The organism is Pseudomonas sp. GD03858, from assembly GCF_029840925.1.
GTDB lineage: Bacteria > Pseudomonadota > Gammaproteobacteria > Pseudomonadales > Pseudomonadaceae > Aquipseudomonas.
Map to the genome: position 1 here is coordinate 26,830 of NZ_JAOCDM010000047.1, position 9,390 is coordinate 36,219.

At 65.1% G+C, this 9,390-nt stretch carries 9 protein-coding genes; 2 read left to right on the top strand and 7 right to left on the bottom strand.

Translation table 11 applies throughout. The features are described 5' to 3' along the window. Positions 1 to 114: 114 nt before the first annotated feature. Together N5D48_RS14135 and N5D48_RS14140 are read left to right on the top strand one after the other, a co-directional pair. Positions 115 to 1,041, top strand: coding sequence for a LysR substrate-binding domain-containing protein (locus tag N5D48_RS14135; protein ID WP_279885195.1), 927 nt, complete (start codon positions 115 to 117; stop codon positions 1,039 to 1,041). Positions 1,042 to 1,201: 160 nt separating this feature from the next. Further along, positions 1,202 to 3,181, top strand: coding sequence for a methyl-accepting chemotaxis protein (locus N5D48_RS14140; protein WP_279885198.1), 1,980 nt, complete (start codon positions 1,202 to 1,204; stop codon positions 3,179 to 3,181). A 41-nt stretch (positions 3,182 to 3,222) separates the two neighbouring features. On the opposite strand, the gene N5D48_RS14145 is transcribed toward N5D48_RS14140, so the two are convergent. The 7 genes from N5D48_RS14145 to N5D48_RS14175 all read right to left on the bottom strand — a co-directional run bounded on the left by N5D48_RS14145 (position 3,223) and on the right by N5D48_RS14175 (position 9,283). Further along, a complete protein-coding gene (locus tag N5D48_RS14145) occupies positions 3,223 to 4,095 on the bottom strand; it encodes a transporter substrate-binding domain-containing protein (RefSeq protein WP_279885201.1) in 873 nt (290 codons plus the stop codon). Then, complete coding sequence (locus N5D48_RS14150) at positions 4,092 to 4,865, bottom strand: amino acid ABC transporter ATP-binding protein (protein ID WP_279885203.1); 774 nt, start codon at positions 4,863 to 4,865, stop codon at positions 4,092 to 4,094. Before N5D48_RS14150 ends, N5D48_RS14145 begins: the two co-directional genes overlap by 4 nt. Then, positions 4,862 to 5,521: an amino acid ABC transporter permease gene (locus tag N5D48_RS14155; RefSeq protein ID WP_279885204.1), complete on the bottom strand. Its 660-nt coding sequence runs from the start codon at positions 5,519 to 5,521 to the stop codon at positions 4,862 to 4,864. The genes N5D48_RS14150 and N5D48_RS14155 overlap by 4 nt, the downstream gene beginning before the upstream one ends. After that, positions 5,502 to 6,167: an amino acid ABC transporter permease gene (locus tag N5D48_RS14160; protein ID WP_279885206.1), complete on the bottom strand. Its 666-nt coding sequence runs from the start codon at positions 6,165 to 6,167 to the stop codon at positions 5,502 to 5,504. The genes N5D48_RS14155 and N5D48_RS14160 overlap by 20 nt, the downstream gene beginning before the upstream one ends. A 559-nt stretch (positions 6,168 to 6,726) precedes the next feature. After that, positions 6,727 to 7,512: a MetQ/NlpA family ABC transporter substrate-binding protein gene (locus N5D48_RS14165; RefSeq protein ID WP_279885209.1), complete on the bottom strand. Its 786-nt coding sequence runs from the start codon at positions 7,510 to 7,512 to the stop codon at positions 6,727 to 6,729. 179 nt (positions 7,513 to 7,691) lie between these two features. Beyond that, complete coding sequence (locus tag N5D48_RS14170; protein ID WP_279885211.1) at positions 7,692 to 8,639, bottom strand: sigma 54-interacting transcriptional regulator; 948 nt, start codon at positions 8,637 to 8,639, stop codon at positions 7,692 to 7,694. A 62-nt stretch (positions 8,640 to 8,701) separates the two neighbouring features. Continuing rightward, positions 8,702 to 9,283 carry an alpha/beta hydrolase gene (locus tag N5D48_RS14175; RefSeq protein ID WP_279885213.1) on the bottom strand — a complete coding sequence of 194 codons (582 nt, stop codon included), beginning with the start codon at positions 9,281 to 9,283 and terminating at the stop codon, positions 8,702 to 8,704. Between the last annotated feature and the right edge of the window lie 107 nt (positions 9,284 to 9,390).

A 9,390-nucleotide genomic window follows, 5' to 3' on the forward strand; every position in this document is an offset into this window, starting at 1 on the left:
TTCTGAGGCTTCGGTCAGCTTTGCACAAAAGGATAAAAGCGATCACTGCCATGAGTCTGACTCATGGATGTATGATCCGGAGCATCTCGCTTGCCCCCGTATGACAGGTGCCTCATGTCTCGCCAGCTTCCTCCGCTCTATGCACTGCGCGCATTCGAAGCCGCCGCCCGGCTGAGTTCCTTCACCCGTGCCGGCGAGGAGTTGTCGATCACCCAGAGCGCGGTGAGCCGGCATATCCGCACGCTCGAACAGCACTTCGCCTGCCGCCTGTTCGCACGCAACGGCCGCAGCCTGCAACTGACCGAAGCCGCGCGCATGCTGCTGCCCGGAGTGCGGGACGGCTTCGCCGCGCTGGAGCGGGCTTGCGACGCCTTGCGCGGCGAAGATGACATGCTGCGCATGAAGGCGCCCTCGACCCTGACCATGCGCTGGCTGCTGGCGCGGCTGAGCCGCTTCCGGCATCTGCAGCCGGGCAACGAGGTGCAGCTGACCAGCGCCTGGATGGATGTCGATCATGTCGACTTCAACCAGGAACCGTTCGACTGCGCGGTGCTGCTCGGCGACGGCAATTTCCCGGCGGACTGGGAGGTGCGCCGGCTGTTTTCCGAGCTGTTGATCCCGGTGGGCGCGCCGGACCTGCTCGAGGGCGCGCCCTGGGATGAACGCCGCCTGGCCGGCATCGAGCTGCTGCACCCTACCCCGGACAAGCGCGACTGGCGCGCCTGGCTGGCGCGCATGGGGCTGACCGACAAGGTGTCGCTCAAGGGCGGACAAGTGTTCGACACCCTGGAGCTGGGCATGATCGCGGCGGCAAGGGGCTACGGGATTTCCATGGGCGACCTGTTGATGGTCGCCGAAGATGTCGCCCAGAAACGCTTGAGCCTACCTTGGCCGACCGCCGTGGCCAGTGGCATGCACTACTACCTGGTGTGGCCCAGGACCCGGCCGGGTGGGGAGCGGTTGCGGCGGTTGAGCGTGTTTCTTCAGGAAGAGGCGGCGGCGATGGATCTGCCGGATGTAGAGATCCTGTCGGCGCCATGAAGCAAAGGTTTGCGAATACCCAGGTCCGACACTCAAGTATTGCTCCGCGACGCCGATCAAACTGCATCAGCGTCCCGGAAGAGGACGCCCCTCTCCGACGATATGCAGCGAGCGGTCGGCGCGATCAGGACGATCCCGGTCTCTTGCCAGGAGCCTTGCCATGTCCAAACCGCGTGCCCGAATCGCCTCGCAGCTCGGGATCGCCCTCGCCATCGTGCTGGCGCTGGTGATCACCGGCAGTACCTTGTTCGCCCTGCGTTCGCTGGACGACGCCAACCTCACCACCCGCCAGGCGCACCTGGCCAGCGAGGCGCGGCTGCTGGCCGACCAGCTCGATACCTTCCACGGGTCGCTCAAGGACAACACCCAGCGTCTGAGCGGCCTGTTCGAGCGCCGGTTTGCCTCGGGGCTGGCCGTGCATGCGGGGGAAACCGTCAGCGTCGCCGGCACCGCCACCCCAGCGCTATACCTGGGTGATCACTTGCTGAACATCGATTTCCAGCAAGTCGACGAGTTCCAGCAGATGACCGCTGGCGTCGCGACCTTGTTCGTGCGCAGCGGCGACGACTTCGTGCGCATCAGCACCAGCCTGACCAAGCAGGACGGCAGCCGCGCCATCGGCACCCAACTCGACCGCCAGCACCCGGCCTATTCGAAACTGATGGCCGGACAGACCTACGTCGGCCGTGCCGTACTGTTCGACCGCAACTACATGACCCGCTACGTGCCGGTTCGCGATAGCGCTGGCCGGGTGATCGCGGTGCTGTTCGTCGGCTTCGACTATACCGACGCACAGAACGCCCAGTTCGCCAACCTCAAGCGCTTCCGCATCGGCCAGACCGGTTCGCTGGCGTTGCTGGACGAACAGGGCAAGTGGCTGGTGCCCCCGGCGCAGGTGCGCGAGGCCGAGGCGGCCGCCCTGGCGGTCAAGGCGATCGCGCCGGGAGCGGGAAAGTTCTGGTCGAACGCCGGCGAACAACTGTTCAGCGTCACCGAGCCCTTCGCCGAAGGCCCATGGACCGTGGTGGCGAGCATGCCCGCCGACGAGATCCGCGCGGTGACCTGGAGCGTCGGCCTGCGCCTGGCCATCGGCAGCCTGCTGGCGATGCTGCTGGCCGTGGCCGCCACGCTCTGGCTGTTGCGACGCAAGCTGCGCCCGCTGGGCGACCTGGTGCGCCAGGCCGAAGCCCTTGGCGCTGGCGACCTCAATGCACGCCTGAACGTCACCAGTCAGGACGAAATCGGCCAGCTGGCCCGCAGCTTCAACCAGATGGGTGAAGCCCTGGCGACCATGGTCGAGCATATTCGCGGCGCCTCGGAACAGGTCAGTGGTCGCGCCCGTTCGCTGTCGGGCCTGTCGTCCGGCGCCTGCGAGGGCATGGATCAGCAATCTGGCGAGATCACCAGCATGGCCGGCGCCGTGGAGGAGTTCAGCGCCACCTCGATGAACATCGCCGACAACATGGCCGGCACCGAGCGCATGGCGCGCGACAACGCCCAGCAGACCCGCATTGGCCGCACCGCGATGGATGAGGCCTCGACGTCCCTGCGCCAGATCGCCGACGCCCTGGGCGGCACCGCGACCGTGATGGACACCCTGGGCGCCCGCTCGCAGGAAATCGGCGGGATCGTCGGGGTGATCACCGCGATTGCCGAGCAGACCAACCTGCTGGCGCTCAACGCCGCCATCGAGGCCGCCCGCGCCGGCGAGCAGGGCCGTGGCTTCGCCGTGGTCGCCGACGAGGTCCGGGGCCTGGCCGCGCGCACCCGCCAGGCCACCGACGAAATCTCCGGGATGATCGCCAGCATCCAGCAGCAGACCGGGCACGCCATCCACACCCTCGAGCAAGGCAACCAGCTGATGCAGGAGGGCCTGGCGCGCAACGACAAGGTGGCCGAGGCGCTGGCACGCATCGACGAACAGAGCCGGGCGGCGGGCGAACGCTTCGCCGTGATCAGCACCGCGACGCAGGAGCAGAGCAGCACCGCGACGGTGCTCAGCCGCAACCTGCAAAGCATTGCCCAGGCCAACAGCGAGCAGCGCGACGTGGCCAACGAACTGGCCATGACGGCGCGGGAACTGGAAGGACTGGCGGGGCAGTTGCGCCAGGAAGTGGATCGTTTCCGGACCCACCGCTAAGGCATCGGGCCTGCCCCACGGGGCAGGCCTCCTTCAAACGCTCAACCCTGCCACTTGCCGCCTTCGACGATCACGCTTTCCGGTTTGGTGTCATCGCTCAGTTCCTTGCGCACGTACTGGTCGTACAGCTTGAGCAGGAACTTTTCCTCGCCCAGCCTGGCCAGCTCGGCATTCACCCAGTCGCGCAGCTCGGTGTTGCCCTTCTTCACCGCCGGGGCGATCGGTGCTTCATCGCCCAGCAACTGCGGCAGCACACGGTAGCCCGGATTCTGCTTGGCCCAGCTGAACAGGATCAGGTTGTCCTGGGCATAGGCGTCGCCACGGCCATTGGCCAGCGCGGCCAGCGACTCGGTGTTCTTCTCGAACTTGAGCAGTTTCCAGTCCGGGTGGGTCTTGGTCAGCCAGATATCGGCGGTGGTGCCGGTGGTGACGATGATGGTCTTGTCGGCCAGGTCATCGAGCTTCTGCACCGGGCTTGCGTCGGCGACGATCGCCTGCACCGCCACGCGCAGGTTGGGGTTGGTGAAGTCCACCGCTTCCTTGCGCTCCGGGGTGACGGTCATGTTGGCGAGGATCAGGTCGACCTTGTCGCTCTGCAGGAACGGGATGCGGCTGGCAGGCTCGACGGCGACGAACTCGACCTTGTTCTCGTCGCCCAGCAGGTCCTTGGCGAAGCGCCGGCCGATATCGGTATCGAAGCCCACGTAGCGGCCGCTTTCATCGACGAAGCCGAACGGCGGCTTGTCGGTGAACACGCCGACGATCAGCTTGTCGCGGGCCTTGATGGTCTCCAGGTAGCTGGTGGCCGGCGAAGCGGCTGCGGGCTTGGCCGGCTCCTCGGCCTTGTCGCAGCCGGCCAGCAAGGCCAGGCCAAGCAGTGGCGCGAACAGTTTGGCGAATGGGGCGATCTTCATGACAGTTCCTTGTGCAATGTCTTGGGCAGGCTTTCGACGAAAGAGAATTTCTCCAGGAACTGCTGCGCGCGTGCGGTCTGCGGTTGGGTGAAGAAGCGCTCGGGGTGGTTCTGTTCAAGGATCCTGCCGGCCTCCATGAACACGATGCGGTCGGCCACCGCGCGGGCGAAGGCCATTTCGTGGGTGACGATGAGCAGGGTCATGCCTTCGCGGGCCAGGCCCTGGATCACCTGCAGCACTTCCTTGACCATCTCCGGGTCGAGGGCGGCGGTGACTTCATCGAACAGCATCACCTGCGGGTTCATGCACAGCGAGCGGACGATGGCGATGCGTTGCTGCTGGCCACCGGAGAGCTGACGGGGAAAGGCATCGCGCTTGTCCAGCAGTCCCACCCGGGCCAGCAGCGCCTCGGCCTGGGCCTGGGCTTCGCGACGTTCGCGCTTCTGCACCTTCAGCGGCCCCAGCAGCAGGTTGTCGAGCACGCTCATGTGGCCGAACAGGTGGTAACTCTGGAATACCATGCCCACCCGCTGGCGCACCTGTCGCCAGTCGGTGTCGGGGCCGAGCAGCTCCTGGCCGTCGAGGCGCAGGCTGCCGCCCTGGGCCGCTTCCAGGCCGTTGAGGCAGCGCAGCAAGGTGCTCTTGCCGCAGCCGCTGGGGCCGAGGATCACCAGTACCTCGCCGGCCTGGACCTGAAGGTCGATGTCCTTGAGCACCTGCTGCGAGCCGAAGAACTTGTTGAAGCCTTGGAATTCGATCAATGGATTCATGCGTGGGCCCAGCGCCGCTCCAGCACGCGCGAGGCGGCGGACAGCGGATAACAGACGAAGAAGAAGAACAGGAACAACGCGCCATATATCAGCACCGACTCGTAGGTGCGCTCGATGATCTGCTGGCCGGCCTTGATCACCTCGACCACGCCGATCAGCACGGCCAACGAGCTGGTCTTGACGATGCGCGTATAGATGTTGATGGTTGGCGGCGTCATGCGCTTGAGCGCCTGGGGCAGCAGCACATAGCCATACAGTTGCCAGCCTGCCAGGCCGATCGACAGCCCCGCCTCGCGCTGCCCGCGAGGCAGCGACTGCAAGGCGCCGCGCACCACCTCGCCGACTTCGCTGGCGCCCCAGAGGCCCAATACCAGTACCGCGCACCAGAAGCTGGGAATGCTCAGGCCGAAGAAGATCGGCAGCCCGAAGAACACCAGGTACAGCCACACCAGCACCGGAATGGCCCGGAACAGCTCCAGATAGACCTGCAGCAGGAGGTTCAGCCGCCGGTTGCCCAGGGTCGCCAGCACGCCATAGAGCACACCGCCCAGGGTGGCGAACAGGATGCCCAGCGCCGAGATCGCCAGGGTCTGCCCGGCGCCGGTAGCCAACTGGGGCAGCGAAACCAGCAGCAGCTCAATGCCCGAACTGGCCATGTTGCAGCCTCCGTTCCAGATAGCGCAGCAGCAGCGACAGCGGCAGGAAGATCAGCACGCAGAGCAGGGTCAGCACGGCGAGCATTTCGTAGGTCTTGTAGTACAGGGCGATGTAGTTCTTGGTGGTGTAGAGGACCTCCGGCACCGCCACCGCCGAGACCACGGTGGTCTCCTTGAGCAGGAAGACGAAATTGGCGAACAGCGCCGGCAGGCTGAGGATGCCGGCCTGGGGCAGGATCACGTGACGCAGCAACTGGCCTTCGGAAAGGCCAATGGAGCGCCCGGACTCCAGTTGCGCCCGTGGCACCGCCTCGACGCCCGCACGCAGCACCTCGGTGAGGTAGGCGCCACCCATGAAGGTCATGGTGATGATCGCCGCGGCGAAGCCCGACACCTTCACGCCCAGGCTCGGCAGCGCGAAGTAGACGAAAAACAGCTGGATCAGCAGCGGTGTGTTGCGCGCCAGTTCCACGTAGCCCTGGACCAGGCGCCACAGGTAGGGGGTGCGAAACACCAGGATCGTTGCGTTGACCAGTGCCACCAGCAGTGACGTGGCGATGGCAATCAACCCAACTTGCAGTGTGACCCCCACGGCCTTGAAGAAGGTCGGCAACGTGCTGAGCAGAAAGGCGGTGTCGAAGCTCATGACAGGAGCCTCGGCGCAGAGGCGTGAAGGTACGGCATGAGAGGTTCCAGGGTCGGCACGAGGGTCGCTCGGCGTCGATTCACGGGGAGTGGCACTGTGCCGGTAAGCACGATGAACAGACTTTAAAGGTATAAAAATATTTCCAGAAATACCCAAATTGCATATCGATATCACGCTCTGTCGTCCTCAGAAATTTCCGTCGCCATGCGCGGAATCTTTCTGAGGAAATCCCCCTCCAAGGGGTTTCAGACTGTGGCTTGCAAGGCCCGTCACCCCATCAGGACGACAACGATGAACAGCCCCTGCTCGCCTGCTTCGAACGAACAACTGCTGTGGCTCCTGGCCCTACGCCGGGCACTGGCCAATCAGCGCTGACCTCGAGTCATACGGAAACATCCGTCTTGTCCAGAAGCCCAATCTGGCGCTAACCCTGTGGGAGCGACGGTGCGCCGATGCGATTCGCCCCTCGATAGGCCAGACCGGCCTGTCTTTCATCAAGCCGGCACAAACAAAAACGCCGACGCAAAATGCGTCGGCGTTTTTCGTACCAGGTCGCGTATCAGAACGCCGGCAGTACCGCACCGCTGTATTTCTTCTCGATGAACGCCTTCACTTCTGGACTGGTCAGCGCCTTGGCCAGCTTCTGGATGGCCTCGCTGTCCTTGTTGTCCGGACGGGCGACCAGGAAGTTCACGTACGGCGAGTCGCTGCCCTCGATCACCAGGGCGTCCTTGGCCGGGTTCAGGCCGGCTTCCAAGGCGTAGTTGGTGTTGATCATGTCCAGGTCGACCTGATCCAGCACGCGCGGCAGCATGGCCGATTCCAGCTCGCGGAACTTGAGCTTCTTCGGGTTCTCGGCGATGTCCTTCGGCGTGGCCAGGGCGTTCTTCGGATCCTTCAGGGTGATCAGCCCAGCCTTCTGCAGCAGGAGCAGGGCGCGGCCGCTGTTGCTGCCTTCGTTGGGGATGGCGACGGTGGCACCCTCCTTCAGCTCGGCCAGGCTCTTGACCTTCTTCGAGTAGCCACCGAACGGCTCGACGTGCACGCCAATCACGGTTTCCAGGTGAGTGCCCTTGCCTTCGTTGAAGTTCTTCAGGTATGGCAGGGTCTGGAAGTAGTTGGCGTCCAGGCGTTTCTGGTCGACCTGCACGTTGGGCTGGACGTAGTCGGTGAAGACCTTGATCTCAAGATCCACGCCTTCCTTGGCCAGGGTCGGCTTGATCAGTTCGAGGATTTCCGCATGCGGCACGGGCGTGGCGGCCACCACCAGTTTCTCGGCGGCATTGGCCAGGCCAGTGAACGACAGGGCGGCGGCCAGGGCGGTGGTCAGCAGGGTCTTTTTCATGGTGATCCTTGTTCTGGAGCTGGGCCATCGCAGATGGCGAGTCGGGTGCCCATCCGTTCGGGGGGCGTGAGCGGACGATACCGAGATTTTTTATTCCGTAACAATATCTTTTGATTAGCTGCTTATTCCAAAAACAAATCGCCACCACGGACTTTGCTTATGAGTGGCTGCGTGCCCCTCTACGGTGCGGATTTGCCCAGTTGCCCCAAGGCCGCGCTCAGCAGTTGACGCAGTTCAGCCAAGGTACCCGGCTCCCGGCTGCCGCCCAGTTGCGCAAGTTGGCGGGCCAGGCTGGCCAGGGGGGCGGTATCCGGAAGGTCGAGGTGCGCGGGGAGGATTTCCGCGCCGTCGCTGACCAGCAGGGCGAAATGGATGACGTTCTCCAGCTCACGCGTGTTGCCCGGCCAGGCATGAGCCTCCAGCGCCTGCTGGGCCGCCTCGCTGATGAGCGGCACCGGCCGATCCAGGCGCACGCTGTAGATGCCGACGAAGTACTCGGCCAACGGCAGGATATCGCCGATCCGGTCGCGCAGTGCCGGCAATTCGAGTTCGCCCTCGTGCAGGTAGTGATAGAGCCGCTCGTTGAAGCGCCCGGCGCGCACCGCCTGGGCCAGATCGATACTGGAGGCGGCCACCAGCCGCACATCGACCGCCTGCGGCTGCGTGGCACCGACCCGGGTCACCTCGCGATTTTCCAGGGCGGCCAGCAGCTTGCCCTGGATCGCCAGGGGCAGGTCGGCGATCTCGTCGAGATACAGCGTGCCGCCGTTGGCCGAGCCGAACCAGCCGGCCCGGCTGCTGGCGGTACCGCCCTGGGTACCGGCGCTGTAGCCGAACAGTTCGGCGTCGGCATAGGTCGGGCTGATGGCCGCGCAGTTGACCGAGACGAACAGCCCGGCACGATCACTGGCGCGGTGGATCTGCCGGGCCAGCAGTTCCTTGCCGGTTCCGGTCTCGCCACGGATCAGCACCGGCAGGGGTTGCGGCGCCAGGCGCTCGAGGTCCAGGCGCAGTGCCTGGGAGCGAGGGTCGACGAACACCAGCGCCTTGGCGCGGATGCTCAGCGGGCTCTTGTCCAGTTCGGGGAAGGTCAGCAGGGGCTGGCCGAAAGGCGCGTGTAAGGTCATGGCAGACTCCCGCCCCGACCGCGCGCGGCCGGGGATTCAGCGTGTTCGATAGGAAACCGGTATCAGGCGCGGCGCAAGGCGCGCTGATCGACACGAGCCTGCAGCCGGTACAGGTAGGCGAAACCCTGCTCCCAGCGCTCGTGACCGGACTTGACGTTGATGTGACCGGCATCGGCCAGCAGCCCCGCTTCCGCGCCCCAGGCCCGCGCCAGATACAGCGCGCGCGGCACGCTCACCGCCGGATCGCTGTCGGAGCTGACCACCTGGCTGGGAAACGGCAGCGCCTGCGACGGGATCGGCGCAAAGTTGCGCAGGGCCGGCGCGCAGGTCGGACGCTCGACATCCGCCGGCGCCACCAGCAGCGCGCCGCGTACCCGGCGCAGCAGGCTCGGGCTGGCCTGGGCGGCCCAGTGGGCAACGGTGATGCAGCCCAGGCTGTGGGCGATGAGAATCACCGGCGAGCGTTCGGCGGCGATCGCCTGTTCCAGCGCCTGCACCCAATCGCGCCGTTGCGGGGTCAGCCAGTCGCGCTGCTCGACCCGGGCGCTGTTGGGCAGGCTGCGCTGCCAGTGACTCTGCCAGTGGTTGTCTGGCGATCCTTGCCAGCCCGGCACAATCAGGTAGCGAATCGACTCGTTGCGCATGGGGACGCCTCCGGAAGTTTGCGTGCTTGGGTGCAAGTATAGGGAGGGGGTTATATCAGTAAAGGAATAAGAAGCTATTTGTTAATAACCATAAACACATCAAAGCA

Excerpts from the sequence above, each read along its gene's own strand:
- N5D48_RS14135 (WP_279885195.1), top strand. The coding sequence starts at position 115 with ATGTCTCGCCAGCTTCCTCCGCTCTATGCACTGCGCGCATTCGAAGCC.
- N5D48_RS14140 (WP_279885198.1), top strand. The coding sequence starts at position 1,202 with ATGTCCAAACCGCGTGCCCGAATCGCCTCGCAGCTCGGGATCGCCCTC.
- N5D48_RS14145 (WP_279885201.1), bottom strand. The coding sequence starts at position 4,095 with ATGAAGATCGCCCCATTCGCCAAACTGTTCGCGCCACTGCTTGGCCTG.
- N5D48_RS14150 (WP_279885203.1), bottom strand. The coding sequence starts at position 4,865 with ATGAATCCATTGATCGAATTCCAAGGCTTCAACAAGTTCTTCGGCTCG.
- N5D48_RS14155 (WP_279885204.1), bottom strand. The coding sequence starts at position 5,521 with ATGGCCAGTTCGGGCATTGAGCTGCTGCTGGTTTCGCTGCCCCAGTTG.
- N5D48_RS14160 (WP_279885206.1), bottom strand. The coding sequence starts at position 6,167 with ATGAGCTTCGACACCGCCTTTCTGCTCAGCACGTTGCCGACCTTCTTC.
- N5D48_RS14165 (WP_279885209.1), bottom strand. The coding sequence starts at position 7,512 with ATGAAAAAGACCCTGCTGACCACCGCCCTGGCCGCCGCCCTGTCGTTC.
- N5D48_RS14170 (WP_279885211.1), bottom strand. The coding sequence starts at position 8,639 with ATGACCTTACACGCGCCTTTCGGCCAGCCCCTGCTGACCTTCCCCGAA.
- N5D48_RS14175 (WP_279885213.1), bottom strand. The coding sequence starts at position 9,283 with ATGCGCAACGAGTCGATTCGCTACCTGATTGTGCCGGGCTGGCAAGGA.